This is a genomic window from Paenibacillus polymyxa, assembly GCF_018614975.1.
Taxonomy (GTDB): domain Bacteria; phylum Bacillota; class Bacilli; order Paenibacillales; family Paenibacillaceae; genus Paenibacillus; species Paenibacillus polymyxa_E.
Map to the genome: position 1 here is coordinate 36,182 of NZ_JAGGNR010000002.1, position 15,649 is coordinate 51,830.

The 15,649-nt window shown below is 47.9% G+C and carries 14 protein-coding genes and 1 pseudogene; 3 read left to right on the forward strand and 12 right to left on the reverse strand.

Annotated elements, in window-relative coordinates:
- Positions 1 to 17: 17 nt before the first annotated feature.
- Positions 18 to 707, forward strand: coding sequence for a response regulator transcription factor (locus J7E78_RS00170; protein WP_215074389.1), 690 nt, complete (start codon positions 18 to 20; stop codon positions 705 to 707).
- 94 nt (positions 708 to 801) lie between these two features.
- Here J7E78_RS00170 and J7E78_RS00175 read toward each other — a convergent pair whose 3' ends face one another.
- The 5 genes from J7E78_RS00175 to ftsE form a co-directional block, all read right to left on the reverse strand.
- Complete coding sequence (locus J7E78_RS00175; protein ID WP_215074390.1) at positions 802 to 2,130, reverse strand: PDZ domain-containing protein; 1,329 nt, start codon at positions 2,128 to 2,130, stop codon at positions 802 to 804.
- A 64-nt stretch (positions 2,131 to 2,194) separates the two neighbouring features.
- Positions 2,195 to 3,667, reverse strand: a complete 1,473-nt coding sequence (locus J7E78_RS00180; RefSeq protein WP_215074391.1) for a S41 family peptidase — start codon at positions 3,665 to 3,667, stop codon at positions 2,195 to 2,197.
- Between the two features lie 136 nt (positions 3,668 to 3,803).
- Positions 3,804 to 5,084: a murein hydrolase activator EnvC family protein gene (locus J7E78_RS00185; protein ID WP_215074392.1), complete on the reverse strand. Its 1,281-nt coding sequence runs from the start codon at positions 5,082 to 5,084 to the stop codon at positions 3,804 to 3,806.
- 186 nt (positions 5,085 to 5,270) lie between these two features.
- Positions 5,271 to 6,188: a permease-like cell division protein FtsX gene (ftsX, locus tag J7E78_RS00190; protein ID WP_215074393.1), complete on the reverse strand. Its 918-nt coding sequence runs from the start codon at positions 6,186 to 6,188 to the stop codon at positions 5,271 to 5,273.
- Positions 6,178 to 6,864 (reverse strand): cell division ATP-binding protein FtsE, encoded by a 687-nt coding sequence (gene ftsE, locus J7E78_RS00195; protein WP_024631580.1) that lies wholly within the window; start codon positions 6,862 to 6,864, stop codon positions 6,178 to 6,180. The genes ftsX and ftsE overlap by 11 nt, the downstream gene beginning before the upstream one ends.
- Before the next feature lie 254 nt (positions 6,865 to 7,118).
- Between ftsE and J7E78_RS00200 the strand changes: the two genes are divergently transcribed.
- A complete protein-coding gene (locus tag J7E78_RS00200) occupies positions 7,119 to 8,552 on the forward strand; it encodes a VanW family protein (RefSeq protein WP_215074394.1) in 1,434 nt (477 codons plus the stop codon).
- Positions 8,553 to 8,696: 144 nt separating this feature from the next.
- On the opposite strand, the pseudogene J7E78_RS00205 reads toward J7E78_RS00200, so the two are convergent.
- The 5 genes and pseudogenes from J7E78_RS00205 to J7E78_RS29920 form a co-directional block, all read right to left on the reverse strand.
- Positions 8,697 to 10,249: pseudogene (locus J7E78_RS00205) on the reverse strand (MDR family MFS transporter).
- A gap of 72 nt (positions 10,250 to 10,321) precedes the next feature.
- Complete coding sequence (locus J7E78_RS00210; protein WP_215074395.1) at positions 10,322 to 10,969, reverse strand: hypothetical protein; 648 nt, start codon at positions 10,967 to 10,969, stop codon at positions 10,322 to 10,324.
- A 117-nt stretch (positions 10,970 to 11,086) separates the two neighbouring features.
- Positions 11,087 to 11,212: a hypothetical protein gene (locus J7E78_RS29630; protein WP_285229333.1), complete on the reverse strand. Its 126-nt coding sequence runs from the start codon at positions 11,210 to 11,212 to the stop codon at positions 11,087 to 11,089.
- 31 nt (positions 11,213 to 11,243) lie between these two features.
- Positions 11,244 to 11,567 carry a DUF4004 family protein gene (locus J7E78_RS00215; RefSeq protein WP_397330432.1) on the reverse strand — a complete coding sequence of 108 codons (324 nt, stop codon included), beginning with the start codon at positions 11,565 to 11,567 and terminating at the stop codon, positions 11,244 to 11,246.
- Complete coding sequence (locus tag J7E78_RS29920) at positions 11,564 to 11,659, reverse strand: DUF4004 family protein (RefSeq protein WP_397330433.1); 96 nt, start codon at positions 11,657 to 11,659, stop codon at positions 11,564 to 11,566. Before J7E78_RS29920 ends, J7E78_RS00215 begins: the two co-directional genes overlap by 4 nt.
- A 207-nt stretch (positions 11,660 to 11,866) precedes the next feature.
- Between J7E78_RS29920 and J7E78_RS00220 the strand changes: the two genes are divergently transcribed.
- Positions 11,867 to 12,655: an alpha/beta hydrolase gene (locus J7E78_RS00220; protein ID WP_215074397.1), complete on the forward strand. Its 789-nt coding sequence runs from the start codon at positions 11,867 to 11,869 to the stop codon at positions 12,653 to 12,655.
- Positions 12,656 to 12,864: 209 nt separating this feature from the next.
- Here J7E78_RS00220 and argH read toward each other — a convergent pair whose 3' ends face one another.
- Entirely contained in the window at positions 12,865 to 14,268 is a 1,404-nt protein-coding gene (gene argH / locus J7E78_RS00225) for an argininosuccinate lyase (RefSeq protein WP_036612430.1), read from the reverse strand.
- Positions 14,269 to 14,371: 103 nt separating this feature from the next.
- A complete protein-coding gene (locus J7E78_RS00230; protein WP_017692004.1) occupies positions 14,372 to 15,607 on the reverse strand; it encodes an argininosuccinate synthase in 1,236 nt (411 codons plus the stop codon).
- Positions 15,608 to 15,649: the final 42 nt, after the last annotated feature.

Consider the following 15,649-nt stretch of genomic DNA (forward strand, 5'->3'; position numbering starts at 1 on the left):
AGGAAGTGAATATTCCCATGTCCGAACGGAATGATGTGAACAACAAGAATGATGCAGCCCAGTCCCCACTTATTCGGCTGATTCTCGCCGACGATGACTACTTTATTCGCGAGAGCCTTAAAGTGCTGCTCGGACTCGAGTCTGGCATTAGTGTTACAGGCACAGCCTCAAATGGACAGGAAGCTCTGGCATTACTTGAAGCAGGGACACCTGCGGACGTGGTCTTGATGGATATTCGGATGCCGGAATGTGACGGAGTTGAAGGTACTAAACGCATCAAGGCACGTTTCCCTGAAATCCAGGTGCTCATGCTGACTACGTTTGACGACGATGAGTATATTATTCAGGCATTACAGAATGGAGCAAGCGGTTATTTGCTCAAAAATGTCCCCCCCGAGCGGATCATTCAAGGCATCAAGACCGTACATAACGGCGATATGTTAATTCATCCGGATATTGCCCGCAAATTGGCAGGCCTTCTTCGTCCCGCTGCGATTCCCCTGACACAGAACCCAATCGAAGCCTATGGACTGACACGTATGGAGCTGGCGGTTGCCGAGGCCATATCGGAGGGTTTGTCCAATAAGGAAATTGCCGCCAAATTGTTCCTCAGTGAAGGCACGGTCAAAAACTATGTCACGGATATTCTGGGTAAGTTGAGCTTGCGTGATCGGACCCAAATCGCCATCTTTATGTTAAAACAATAACAAAAAAGGTATTTCCTTTGCCCGTGACGACGTTCGGAAATACCTTTTTCATAGCTTGATTTATACAACATACTTCATCAAGTATGCTTAGTTGTTACATCTCCACGGACCCTTTATCACTGGCCACCGGGGCTGGCGGTAACGCCAAGGGAGCCTCATCCCTGTGTGGTTTTTTCAGACGGGCAAACAATTTGAGGTTGATAACATGGAACAACGTCAGTGGACGTAACCGAATCGCCCAGACCTCGTGATTGTCCGGTGCCATAATGACCCCAAGCTGATGATGCTCCCCTTCATAGATCGCTCGTTGCATGAACTTGCTTTCGCCTTGGTGATTGCGAACCTCGATCTTGCAAAAAGCAGGGTTCATCCGCAGAGCACGATGCAACTCTTCCGGCGAATGAACCAACTTACCATTCACCTTGTACAATGTCTCTCCTGCTTCAATCCCCAAATCCGCTGCAGGACTCTCCGGAATAACAGCCAATACCTTCAACCCATGCTGCGGATGGACAAATACCGGACTTCGGTTTTGCTCTTCAAACGCGCTGTACCATACCAGAAATTCATGTCCAATAAATGCAATCAGCGCAGCAACCACCATGAGTGGAGACCACCATGCAGCAAGCAAACTGAACACAAGCAAAGTTGCCCCATATATCATCAACCGCTTTGATGAGATCTGCACCTTTTGTCCGGGAAGCATACTCTGCGTTATCTCACCAAATCCGAGCATAATCGGCAACGCAACCAGCATGTAACTATGTCCTGCATTCATCAGCGGATTCCAAACCAGTTCCGCGCCACTACCTGTGACCGGGACAAGAATCAGTAGAGGAATGGCCCAGAACTGCTGCAGTTGATATCCTCCAACCAGTTTCCCGCGTTTTCCCTCGAAGAGAAGCGGTGATGCCATCGATACCCCCTGCATACGTACCAACAGGGCTTCACCTATATGTAGAAGGGCCGCAAGGACAAGCAGTGCAGGCATATCCAGGGTACGTAGCGTTTCCGTTATACTGCCCATCCAACCCGATGGTTGCCAGCCTGAAGCCAGATTCAAACTAAATTGCAGCACACCCAGTAACCCGGCCGCATAAGCAAAGCACAGATACCGGATACGGAACAACGATAGCATTAATGTTGCAGCCCATATGCATATCAGGCTTCCCAGTGTAAGATGTGCACCAAGGAATAGGGACACGATCGAGACAATGGTACCGATGAGTATGCCTCCGAGCACCGCTCGAATCGTCTGTGTTATCGAGCTTTGCAAACGAACATGAAACAATTTACGCTCCTGCAGTAACTGACGATGATAGATGAGCGCAATCAGGATCACCGCAATATAATAAAACGGCTGAATAAACAACTGCAACAAAGCTTCCCCTAATGTAGTTAACCACGGCCATACCCATTCCATTGTGGCCCTTCACCCCTCTCTTTCAGCCGGTTCAGAAAAAAAGAAGGCTGAAAATCAGCCTTCTTTATGGCTTCGACACAGCGGACGAAATATCCTTCGAGACATTTTCGATCGCGCGTTTCAGCTGTGCATCATATTGAGGATTGGCAATACGTTCAATCAGAGCCGCTTCCAGTGATTCAGCGGTTTTCTCGTCAATCTGGCCTGTAGCCTGAATGCCTTTTTGCTTCTGGAATGCCTTGACCGCTTCTTCCGTCCTCTGGTCGTAGTATCCATCCACACGATCCGGTTTGAAATCGAGTCCTCTCAGCATCGTCTGCGCACTTTTCACATCCGTGCTATTGCTGTCATATTTCAGTGGTAACTTCTCTTTGTTAATCGGTGCCACCGAGAAATAATCCGGCTGGTCTACCGCAATATCCGGTTTGATTCCTTTTTCATGAATCCAGTCTCCGTTCGGAGTGAGCCACTTGGCAATGGTAATCTTCAGCAAGCTGCCGTCACCCATTTGCTTGTCATAACTCGTCTGCACGGTTCCTTTACCAAAGGAATTTTCCCCAATCAACTTCGCACCTGCTGACTGTTGTAATGCACCGGCCAAAATCTCCGAAGCACTCGCACTGCCTTTGTTCATCAGGACTGTGACTGGATAAGCTTTGGCTGATCCATTGGACTTGCTTTGTTCCTTTTTGCCGTTCTTGTCTTCGACTTGCACAATAACCTTGCCTTTAGGAACAAACTGTTCAGCAATATCAATAACAACTTGCAATACACCGCCTGGGTCATTCCGTACGTCGATGACCAGACCTTTCATGTTTTGCTTCTCAAGCTTCGCCAACTCTTCCTTGAATCGATCGCCTGTATTCAAAGAGAATTGAGTAATGGCAATGACGCCAATTCCGCCATCCTCCATGTGAGCATATACGGTCTCCAGATCAATGTCATCCCGTACAATAACAAACTCAATCAGTTCGGAAGATCCGGCACGTTTAACCTGTACCTTTGCTTCACTGCCCTTGGGACCTCTGATTTTGTTAACAGCCTTATTCAGTTCCAAACCTTGCAGGGATTCGCCATTGACCGACATAATCATGTCTTTTGCACGAATACCCGCTTTCTCGGCAGGAGATCCTTTGATTGGGGAAACAACAACAACGTTTCCATCCTGTGAGGATACCTCCGCGCCAATACCGGTAAATGAACCTTCGATCGACTCTTCAAACTGAGCAGCTGTTTCCTGCCCCATATAGTTGGAGTACGGATCACCAAGCGATTCCATCATGCCGTTGATCGCACCGTCAATCAATTTGGTCTGATCCACGTCTTTATAATAGTTGCTTGAGATCAAATCCATCGCAGTTTCAATCTTTTTCAAATCGTTCTTCTGCTGTGTATTGCCGGTTACACTAGCTAGCAAACCTTCGCCCGCTGTGGTCTGGTTCGCTATTCCTGGATAAGTCATTAACACCAGGGTTAGCAAACTACCACCCAGGAGACCCACAATGACAAGCAGTAGCGCCGATCTTTTCTTCATCATCCGTTTGTCACCGCCTTTCGTTTTGAAGCGTGTCCGATTCCATTGTTGCCAGAATCTATTCCCTGAACATGCCAGCTTAGTATATGTCTAGCTTGTACGGAATATGTTTTTTCCATTCGATCTGTGGACGAGAAAATTACAAATAGTTCATTGGATTGACCGCCGTACCATTATCTCGTACTTCAAAGTGCAAGTGAGGTCCAGTAGAGTTCCCTGTATTTCCTGACTCAGCAATGGTATCACCTTTGCTCACAGTGTCCCCCTTGCTGACTTTGAATCCACCTTCACGCAAGTGACCATATAACGTCCATAGTCCACCACCGTGATCCACAATAACCGTATAGCCATAGCCGCTATACCATTCAGCCATAATCACGATCCCTCCTGAGGCCGCGTGTACAGAGGTTCCCACAGGAACAGCGAAATCAACACCAGCATGCATTTTACCCACTACACCCGTAATTGGATGGGTACGGGGGCCGAATGGAGAAGAAATACGTCCGCCAGATACCGGTCTTGAGAAGATACCATTACCGGATGAGTACGTGACCTCACTACTGCTATCCGAACTCACTCTGGTTGGCGCCTTGGCTGCAGCTTTCGCCCGGACTGCTGCCGCGGCTTTTGCTTTGGCTGCAGCTGCAGCCTGTTGTTCACGCAATTTATTTTTCTCTTGAAGAAGTGCCGAACGTTTGCTGGCAATCTGCATTAATACATCTTCCTGCTCTTGTGTCAGCTCTTCTGACTCTTCAATTTTAGCATCATATGAAGCGAGAAGCACTTGCTTTTCCGCTTCTTTTTCATTCAATTGGGACTTGCGCTGTTTCTTCTGTGCATACAGACTCTTGGCTTCTGCATATTGCACATCCAGTTCTGCCTTTTTGTCCACAACCAGTTGCTTGTCCGCTTTGTGTTCATCCAGCAGATGCTGATCCTGATCCACGATTGTTTTGAGTGAATCCGCACGGGTTAGAAAGTCAGTGAAGCTCGTAGAGGACAACAATACATCCAGATAGGATACAGCACCGTCCGTATACATCAGACGCACGCGTGACTCCAACAATTTTTCCCTTGCAACAATGCGTTCTTCTGCCGCTTGCAGATCTTTTTTCGTTGTACGGAGATCTTCCTCCGTGTTCTCGATCTGCAAGGATACACTGGCCAGTTCATCACTAACGACATTGATCTGTTCCATGACAACCTTCAGATAAGCGTTGGTTTTGTTCTTGTAATGCTGTGCTTCCTTTTTGTTGGAAGCCGCTTTTTTTTGCTCCTGCTTGGCAGAAGCCGCCTTGCTCTCCAGTTGCTGAATCTGTTGGTCAATATCGCTGATGCTGCTCTTGGCATACCCGTCAGAAGGTTGAAGCGTCATACCGGCCAATAACGTAAAGGCCAGCAGCGAAGCGGTTTTTTTCAAAATGATGATCCCCCATCCTATGATTTCACAAGAAAGCAACCTGCACAGGTGGTGAACAGCATGTTCTTTGCTTTCTTCAATCTTAAAAGACTCCGTCTTTCTTACATATCGTCAAACAGCGTCCATGAATGAACCTGCTTTACCATTCTTTCGACATATTCTGCAATTCGATCGATGAAAACAAAATTAAACGTTGAGTGATTTCCGAATGGACAGTGTACTTCCCAAAATACCTACCAGCACACCGAGTCCGATCAACAGTGTTCCAAACAGCAACCAGATTTCGCCGAGCGGAATCAAGTTAAGCATCTGCATGAAGACATCCTGACCAATTGTGTTCATCAACTGGCTGTATCCAACAAACAGCACCCCAACCGTAATAACCGAGCCAATAAATCCAATGAGTGCACCTTCAATAAAGAAAGGCCAGCGAATAAAGGTATTGGTTGCACCAACGAGCTTCATAATACCGATCTCCCGGCGACGGGCCAGAATCGTTACGCGAATCGTATTCGAGATCAGGAACATGGACATCAGAGCCAGTCCCCCGACAAAAATAAATCCAATGTTACGAACAAGCTTCGTAAATTTGAACAACACTTCCACCGTTTCCTTGCCGTAGTTCACTTTCATGATCGGCTTCTCCGGGTGTTTTTCGTTCAAAGCTTCGATTTTTTGCGCCACAAAAGTGACGGTTTCCGGTTCAATGACCTCAACTTCAATGGTCTCCGGCAGTGGGTTGTTGTCCACATCGAAACCGCTAAGCACGTTATCTGCACTCTCTCCAAGACGCTCACGGAACTCCTTGAGTCCTTCTTCCTTGGAAACAAAACGGATCTCACTTACTTCTGGCATCGCGCTGATTTCTTGCTCCAGTGTGTTACGAAGGTTCTCGTCCACATTCAATTCGAGGAACGCGCTGATCTCCACCTGGCTATCAACCTGATTCGCCATGGAATTTACATTGAGCACCAGCAACATGAACACACCAAGAATCAGCAGCGACACAATAATGGACATGATGGAGGCTACAGACATCCAGCCGTTGCGGAATACGTTTTTGAATCCCTCCCGTATATGGCGCAAGAGAGTACTAAAATTCATAACCGTATTCCCCTCTCATCTGATCCCGTACAATTTGTCCACGTTCAATGGCGATTACCCGTTTACGCATCGTATTCACGATATCTTTGTTATGGGTAGCCATAACAATGGTTGTTCCCCGGAAATTAATCTCATCCAGCAGCTGCATAATACCCCATGACGTCTCCGGATCGAGGTTACCTGTAGGCTCGTCTGCGATAATAACCGATGGGTTATTGACGATAGCCCGTGCAATGGCAATACGCTGCTGTTCTCCACCCGAGAGCTGTGAAGGTTCGCGATTTGCCTTACTCCGCAGTCCCACTAGATCAAGCACTTCCATCACTCGTTTCTTGATATGACGCTTCGGTGCTTCAATAACTTCCATCGCAAATGCCACATTCTCAAATGCTGTCATCCGTGGCAGCAGACGAAAATCCTGGAACACAACGCCGATGTTACGGCGCACATAAGGAATCTTTCTTGGCTTCAACTTACCAATATTAAATCCGTTAATGGATATTTGTCCTTTGGTCGGAACTTCTTCTCTGTACATCAATTTCATAAATGTCGATTTACCTGCGCCGGACGGACCGACGATATAGACAAATTCATTGCGGTCGATCTTCACCGACACCCCTTGTAATGCGTGGGTCCCATTGGCGTAGGTCTTCCACACGTCCTGCATTTCTATCACATCATCACTTCCTGCTCGCATAGTTAGCCATTATCATTTCGACACAATCCCGGCATTTCCTTTAAAAAGACCTGAATTTCATCAGGAAAAAATCCACTTCATCCCTAATTCGTTGGTGAAGCATGGATTCATATGAAGTTTATTGTAACAAATTTGTTACCTATTGAGTACCCGAAAGTTTTCCTGCATTGGATCATATATATAGAAAGTGTTACAAAGTCGGGAACATCAGAAGTATAAAGGAGCGTACGGTTATGAAAAAAATACATTTGACGGTCATTATTCTATTCTCTATCCTCTTGATCGGCTCCGCATCTTATGGATTGCTGTATATGTATGTGAACCAGCCTGCCCTGCCCAAAGATGTTCAAGTTGGCGGCATGCTGGTGGAGGGGAAGAATCGCAAAAACGTATTACATGAATTGAATGAACAGATCCAAAGGCTGGAAGACTGGCCTGTCACCTTTGAAGTGACTGAACCTAACCCCCAGACGATGTCGTATACCGCAGCTCAGGCGGGCGTAAGCTACAACGTTAACAGCTTTGAATCCGCGATACAGCAGCTAGAGAAAGGTAACCTGTGGGAACGCGCTTACGCACGTTATCATTTTCCAGAAGAGTTCTCTCTCGATATGACCTACGACTTACGACTACTCCAAGAACATCTCAGCCCTGCCTGGGAAAAAGAAACCTTCGGTACACCTGCAAACGCCGTTCGCCGCATTACCGCAAGTGACCAAGTCCAGTATATCCCGGAAAAGGGTGTCCGCCGCATTGATTGGGATACACTCACAAGTCTCATTCAGACGAAGCTGCATCGGGATTTCAGTGTGCTGAACCCGGATGAGAAACCCGACCCATTGCTGATCCAGGTACCACTGTATACGCTGAAGCCCGAAGTAACCCTTGATTCGCTACGCCAGGAAGGCATTGACCGAAAGATCATCCAGTTCTCCACGGGTCTGGGCAATAGTAGTGAAGGACGGATACATAATGTCAGCGCAGCGGCGGAAGCGATTAACGGTATGATTCTGCCACCGGATGCCACATTCGATTATGAGAAGGTCGTCCGTAAAGCTGAAAAGGATTATGGGTTTCGTGAAGCTCCGGTCATTGTCAATGGAAGACTGACCCCCGGAATTGGCGGGGGAATCTGCCAGGTATCCAGTACGGTGTATAACGCAGCGTTATTGACGGGTCTTGATATTATTGAGCGTCGCAACCACTCCCTGCCGGTCAAATATTTACCGAAAGGACTGGATGCCACCTTTGCCTCGGGAGCCATCAACTTTCGCTTCAAGAATAATACTGGAAAATCCTTACTCATTCATGCAGAGGTGAAGAACCATCAATTGATGGTGAAATTTTTCGGCACATTCCCGGAGAATGTCAGCTATGCACTTGAATCTCGCACTATTGAAACATTAAGTGTTCCGGTAAAGTATGTGTCCAGTACTGTACTGCCTGATGGTGCTCAGCAGGTGTTGCAAGACGGACAGCCTGGATATATTGTCGAGACGGTACGAACCAAGAAGCTGGACGGCAAAGTGGTCGAATCCAAAACGATTACACGGGACACGTACAAAGCCCAGAATCGCCTGATTGCCCGCTCCGGTCATAGCAGCCTGCCTGATCCGCAAGGGCCTTCTGTGGTCGAGGACGGGATTAGCGATACGAAACAGCCTTAGGTTCTATGTTCGAAGCCAACGAAAACAAAAAGACACACTTCCCGTCCCTTTGAGGGTACAGGAGAAGTGTGTCTGTACATGTTTTGGATAAGTTATTCGAGTTTTCAATAAACTACAATTAGTTGTATTGCCCTAGCGTACGGTTTAGTGACCGCCGGTGTATTCGCCTTGCTCTTCGCCTACGACCATCTTCTCTTTTCCCATGAAGAAGGAAGCGACCAACGCGAGTGCAGCCGGAATCACAGCCCAGGCAAATAACTGCACGATGGAAGAGGACAGGGCATGTGTGATGGTATCCAGCACCTGAGGCGGAATCGCCTGTCTGAGTTCTGGTGAGAGCAACGCATGTGGATCGGTCAGATCCACTCCCTGTGGCACGCCCCCGCTGAAGCACCACCTGCTTCCGCAGCTGAACCAGCGAGGGCGTCATTCATTTTACGCGTAAATACCTGACTCTGTACGATACCAAAGATCGTAATGCCCATCGTCATGCCGAGGGACCGCAAAAAGTTAAGCGTGGAGCTTGCTGCTCCGCGTCTTTGCGGTTCAAAGGCGTTCATGGCTGCATTGCTGAGTACAGAGAACGAAGCACCGACACCCAGACCAACCATCACCATGTAGATACGTATCGTCCAGAGGGAAGAATTCTCATCCAGTGTAGTCAGCAATCCAAGTCCAATGACAAGTAAGGCTAACGTAGGGATCATGATATTACGATACTTGATTTTGGTCATCAGCACCCCGCCCAGGGACGCCGTCACAACGGACCCAAGCATCATTGGCAGCAGCACAAGACCAGAGTTGGTCGCTTTACCACCGAGTACCCCCTGTATGAAGATTGGAATGTACACAGATGCTGTAATGAACGCCGCACCACTGAACATACCAATAACGTTACTGGACCAGTAGACCCGGTTGCGGAACATGCCGAAGGAGATGATTGGTTCTTTGGCTTTGGTTTCTGCAAAAAGGAAGAGCAGCGCTAATGCTACAAATCCGGCAAACAAGCCAAGAATCTGCCACGAACCCCAGGCAAATGTTTTGCCGCCCAGTTCCAGACCAAAGATCAGGCACACAACAGCACCGATCAGCGTTACAGCACCCAGCCAGTCGATCTGTTGGGATTGATGCTGATGAGACTCTTTGTAGAAGAACGCAATAAACACAAATGCAATCAAGCCTAGCGGCAGGTTGATATAAAATACCCATTCCCATGTCGCATACTGGGTAATGTAAGCACCGAGCAGAGGTCCGAATACGCTGGACAGGCCAAAGACTGCTCCAAACAATCCGCCCAGTTTACCGCGTGATTCTGGTGCAACGACATCAAACATGATCGTAAAGGCAATCGGCACCAGGGCCCCCGCACCAATACCTTGAATCGCTCTGTACATCGTCAATTCCACAATAGACGTTGCCGTTCCGCACAGCGCTGAGCCAAGCATAAATACAATAATACCAAATACAAAAAACTTCTTCCGTCCATACATATCAGATAGCTTACCGAATATCGGCATCCCTGCCATCTCAGCCACCATGTACGCGGAGGTAACCCAGACGAACTTGTCGAGCCCACCCAGCTTCCCGACAATATCCCCCATAGCTGTTGCCACGATGGTATTATCCATCGAAGCCATTAGTATGCTGAGCAGTAACCCTGCCAGCACCAATCCAATACTGTTTTTACGTGCAACCATTGTACTCAATCTCTCCATTCACGCTCTATTCATATGACTGAATTAGTTTATCCGAAAAGAAGTTTTCGTTAATCAGTCCAAGGACCGATTGCTTTGCAGCAAAACTTCCGATTGCGGATTAATTTGCAGAGATGAACGGTATTCCACTGTACCAATCCGGCAGCCAGGACCGATTTTTATTTTATCGCCACGGACAATCTCGGCCTCCGTATTCTCTAATTCAATATCGTCACCTTCGATAATCTGCGCCTTGAGAATTGACTTATTCCCCGTAAACAAATCATTCAACCGGCCACTCTTCACCGAGATGATGGAACCGCCCATTTCCTTGACCTCGGATGGACCCATGATTTTGAGTGAGATGTGTTCAGCGCTGAACATCCCGGCTATCGTCAACCGTCCGTTCAGCTTGATATTTTCCGCCTGACAATCCCCTGACAGATGAAGCTCACCTACCACTTTGATATGCTCAGCTTTTGCATGCAGGCCTGATGCCTGGATTCCATTCTCAACATCGTTGCTGGACTCTCGCTCTGTCAGAGTAAGGGTTCCGGTAATTTTAATATCTGTGGATTCAAGCAATCCGTACATGACCGATGTACCCGTACATTTGAATCGATCACAAGATAGATTGTCGTTAAAAGACGCGTCCCCTACGACCTTGATCTTGCGGTACACGCCACCAGAAGAACTGCCATCACCAACGATGCTTATATCCATTTTTTTCCAATGAACGCCCAGGATTGTTATTCATGTCGATCCCATCCCTTTCTCTCCATATCCAAACTTTAAATCCGCTGACTGCTGCCCACCTTGGCATCCTGATCTACCTCAAGTTCACCTGAATACTCGACCAGCCTGATGTTGCAGCCGCGACCAATTAGATACACGGTGAAACTCCCCGCCTGCCGTTTGACTTATGCCCGCCACATTCAGATCATTCCACTTATTCTGCTCTTCCATAGATGATCCTCTCCTTATCCCAATTTGAGTTTTAATTCTTCCATAAATGTTCCCATCGGCTGCCTAAAAGAACCACTTTCACACCCTTGTGAAAATAAAACTCCGTTCCTGCTATCACCAGCATGAATGAAGGAACACCCATCTTACGAATAAGCACGAGTTCACTGGGTTTGCCTGTAAAACGATAATAATGTTCGGACATCACTTCGAACAGCAACGCACCCTCTTGCCGAGTAATATCTCCGCTCATTAACAGCTTATCAAGGACGTAGAGCATCATAATCTGCTCCAAAGCATACAGCGATTGTTCTCGACCTGCTTCTTTCAATAAATCCAGCGATAATCCGTCTTTCATATTGAGAATCTTGTCAATGCGCAGTAAAATCTGATGTTTGGAAAAAAGGTCTCTTGTCCGGTGTAGGACGACTTCCGAATGAACCATTCCACTCCTGTGAGTTAATCTGTTGAACACCATATGATTCGGACATATTCTTGCAAGGTTTCCTACAGTGGATCTTGTTATTGCATTGGATGGGCATAACGTATAACCTGTTAAATATAGGCACTTAAAAGCCATTAGGGAGCCCAACTCCCATCTATCTCTCTACTCAGGACAATCGGTTAATGAACTTATGAAAGGGGTTTCTTATACTCATGGCACTTATTAAATGTGATTTTTACTCGGATACGCTTGGGCTGAGCACCAGCATGCATGTCATTCTGCCGCAACAAACCCACAATCAGATCGGTATGGAGAATGTGACTGGCAAAGGACTGCACCCAACCCTGTACCTGTTGCACGGTCTGTCTGATGATGATTCCATCTGGCTGCGTCGGACTTCCATCGAACGTTATGTGGCCAACCTCGGGATCGCCGTTGTTATGCCACAGGTCCACCGCAGCTTCTATACAGATATGGTAGAAGGCGGACGTTACTGGAGCTTTATCAGTGAAGAACTCCCGGCACTTGCTCGTTCTTTCTTCCCGCTCTCAGATAAACGGGAGGACAACTTCGTTGCCGGATTATCCATGGGTGGCTATGGGGCGTTCAAGCTGGCCCTTCGTAAACCAGATCAATACGCTGCAGCAGCAAGTTTGTCCGGAGCACTCGATATGTCTGCACATATGGATAGAAACGCATCCTCAGCATTACAACAGACGGAGTTACAACGAATTTTCGGACCCGAGGTGGCAGGTACAGAGAACGATCTGATCCATCTGTTAAAGGGAAATCAATCTGCCGAAAGCCCACGACCTTTGCTCTACCAATGTTGCGGAACAGAAGATTTCCTGTATGACGATAATCAAACCTTCCGTCAAGCCTGTGAACAGTCGGACTTCGAACTGACATATCAGGAAGAGCCTGGTGAACATGAGTGGGGCTACTGGGATGCGAAGATCCAGGATGTATTGAAATGGTTGCCTTTGCCCAAGCGCGATTAGTAGAGCATTGTAACGTAACTTGTAATGAAGCGACTGCGTCTAATCAGACTGTACTCCGATGACATTATGCCTTTGTTTCACTGCTGAGTGAATATATTTTGCTCACTTCGCTATAGCTGTAAAACACAAAAAGCAGGCCGTTGAGAACAAGGTTCTCTGGCCTGCTTTTAGCATTGCATATCTCGGGAAACTTATTGTATCCGTGGCATTTAACCGCGGTTCGTAATCCATTGCTCGGTGATCTCCAGTACCTTTTCACTGCGTCCAATGGCTTCAGCAACTTGACCCGAAGCAGTTCCGCCGTAAACATTACGAGCGTTCACTACCGCTTCCGGTTGCAGCACATCATAGATCCGGTCATCAAACAGTGGTGAGAACTGACGGAATTCATCAATCGTCAGATCCAGCAAATACTTGCTGTTCTGGATGCAGTACAGTACCGTTTTACCAATCACTTCATGCGCCTGACGGAAAGGCAAGCCTTCGCCCACGAGGAAGTCAGCAATATCCGTAGCGTTGGAGAAATCCTGGTTGACCGCTTGACGCATCCGATCCTTGTTCACGGTCATTGTTGCGATCATTGGAGCAAACAGTTGCAGTGCACCCTCCAGCGTGGCTACTGTATCGAACATGCCTTCTTTGTCTTCCTGCATGTCTTTGTTGTATGCCAGTGGAAGAGATTTCAGTACTGTCAGGAGGCCGATCAGGTTGCCGTACACACGTCCTGTTTTACCACGAACCAGTTCAGGAACGTCCGGATTTTTCTTCTGAGGCATAATGCTGCTGCCTGTGCAGAACGCATCGTCCAGTTCAACAAATCCAAACTCTGTGCTGCTCCACAGTACCAACTCCTCACTCAGACGGGACAAGTGAGTCATGATGAGGGAAGCGGCTGCCAGGAACTCAACGATAAAGTCACGGTCGCTTACTGCATCCAGACTGTTCTCGTACACGCCGTCAAAGCCCAGTTGTTCCGCCACAAAATGACGGTCAATCGGGAATGTTGTGCCCGCGAGCGCACCCGCGCCCAAGGGGAGGATGTTAATGCGTTTGTAGCTGTCCATCAGACGCTCCGCATCCCGTTGGAACATGGAGACATACGCCATCAGGTGATGGGCGAACAGAATCGGCTGTGCCCGTTGAAGATGCGTATAACCCGGTACGATTGTATCGAGGTTATCTTTTGCTTGTCCAATCAGTGCTTCCTGCAAGGAATGCAGCATGCCTACAAATCCAACTACGCGCTCACGCAAGTATAGGTGCATATCCGTTGCAACCTGGTCGTTCCGGCTACGGCCTGTATGTAATTTGCCGCCTACAGGGCCAATCGTTTCGATCAGGTTTTTCTCAATATTCATGTGGATGTCTTCGTCCGATACGGAGAATTCCACTTCGCCCGCACGAATTTTGTGCAGAACGGTGATCAGTCCTTCTTTGATGGTCTCCACATCTTCCGCTGGTAGAATGCCGCATTTGCCGAGCATGGTCACATGGGCCAGACTGCCCTGAATGTCTTCCTCTGCCAAAGCTTTGTCAAAATTGATCGATGCCGTATATTCCTCAACCAAATGATTGGTTTGTTTTGTAAAACGTCCTCCCCACAGCTTGCTCACGGTGAGTACTCCCCTTTCGCTCATGGACAAAGCCGCTCCTGCCAGATGTGCAAGAACGGCCTGCCTTGTCATTATTGATGTAGCTCTAGTATGCAGGTTGAAATTAGTTTTTGTTTTGCTCCACGCCGGAATTTACTTTCAGACGCAGCGCATTCAGACGGATAAAGCCTGTTGCATCGCCTTGATCGTAGGCTTGCGTTGGATCAGCTTCCATCGTTGCAATGTCCGGATTGTAAAGGCTGACAGGACTTTTCACACCTGCGCCGATGATGTTGCCTTTGTACAGTTTCACACGAACGGTACCTGTTACATTTTTCTGGCTTTCAGTCACCAGCGCTTGCAATGCAAGACGCTCTGGTGCGAACCAGAAGCCGTTGTAAACGAGTGTGCTGTAACGTGTGATCAGGCTATCACGCAGGTTCATCACTTCACGGTCCATCGTGATGGACTCCATTTTGCGATGTGCGGTGAACAAGATTGTTCCACCTGGCGTTTCGTATACGCCACGGCTCTTCATACCAACAAAACGGTTCTCGACCATATCTACACGGCCAATACCATGTTTGCCACCCAGCTCGTTCAGTTGTTCCATCACTTGCAGCGGGCTCAGGCGCTCACCGTTCAGTGCAACACAGTCGCCTTGTTCGAATTCAAGTTCAACATATTCCGCTTGATCCGGTGCATCTTCAGGTGCACTGCTCAGCAAGAACATGTCTTTGTTCTCGTCCGCGCTTGGATCGAACCAAGGATCTTCAAGCACACCGCTCTCATAGCTAATATGCAGCAAGTTACGGTCTGTCGAGTACGGTTTAGCCGCAGATGCGGTTACCGGAATACCATGTTTCTCAGCGTAAGCGATCATCTCGGCACGTCCAGGGAATTGGTTACGGAATTCTTCCAGACGCCAAGGTGCAATTACGTTAATGTCTGGTGTCAACGCGGCCGCGTTCAGCTCAAAGCGAACTTGGTCATTTCCTTTACCTGTAGCGCCGTGAGCGATAGCTGTTGCGCCTTCTGCACGAGCGATATCCACCATGCGTTTAGCGATCAGTGGACGAGCGATACTTGTACCAAGCAGGTATTGTCCTTCATAGAGTGCACCTGCCTGGAACATTGGATAGATGAAATCTTTTGCGAATTCATCACGCAGATCGTCGATGTATACTTTGGAAGCGCCAGTAGCGAGTGCTTTTTCCTCCAAGCCATCCAGTTCGTCCTTTTGTCCAATATCCGCTGTGAATGCGATAATCTCTGCATCATACGTTTCTTTCAACCATTTCAAAATTACAGATGTGTCCAACCCGCCTGAATACGCGAGTACAATTTTTTCCTTAGCCATGTTCGATGGTCCTCCCCAAGATCAGTTGCTATAAACTTTTAT

Coding starts and splice junctions, on each gene's coding strand:
- J7E78_RS00170 (WP_215074389.1), top strand. CDS start 18: ATGTCCGAACGGAATGATGTGAACAACAAGAATGATGCAGCCCAGTCC.
- J7E78_RS00175 (WP_215074390.1), bottom strand. CDS start 2,130: ATGGAATGGGTATGGCCGTGGTTAACTACATTAGGGGAAGCTTTGTTG.
- J7E78_RS00180 (WP_215074391.1), bottom strand. CDS start 3,667: ATGATGAAGAAAAGATCGGCGCTACTGCTTGTCATTGTGGGTCTCCTG.
- ftsX (WP_215074393.1), bottom strand. CDS start 6,188: ATGAATTTTAGTACTCTCTTGCGCCATATACGGGAGGGATTCAAAAAC.
- J7E78_RS00200 (WP_215074394.1), top strand. CDS start 7,119: ATGAAAAAAATACATTTGACGGTCATTATTCTATTCTCTATCCTCTTG.
- J7E78_RS00210 (WP_215074395.1), bottom strand. CDS start 10,969: ATGGATATAAGCATCGTTGGTGATGGCAGTTCTTCTGGTGGCGTGTAC.
- J7E78_RS29630 (WP_285229333.1), bottom strand. CDS start 11,212: ATGGAAGAGCAGAATAAGTGGAATGATCTGAATGTGGCGGGCATAAGT.
- J7E78_RS00215 (WP_397330432.1), bottom strand. CDS start 11,567: ATGAAAGACGGATTATCGCTGGATTTATTGAAAGAAGCAGGTCGAGAA.
- J7E78_RS00220 (WP_215074397.1), top strand. CDS start 11,867: ATGGCACTTATTAAATGTGATTTTTACTCGGATACGCTTGGGCTGAGC.
- J7E78_RS00230 (WP_017692004.1), bottom strand. CDS start 15,607: ATGGCTAAGGAAAAAATTGTACTCGCGTATTCAGGCGGGTTGGACACA.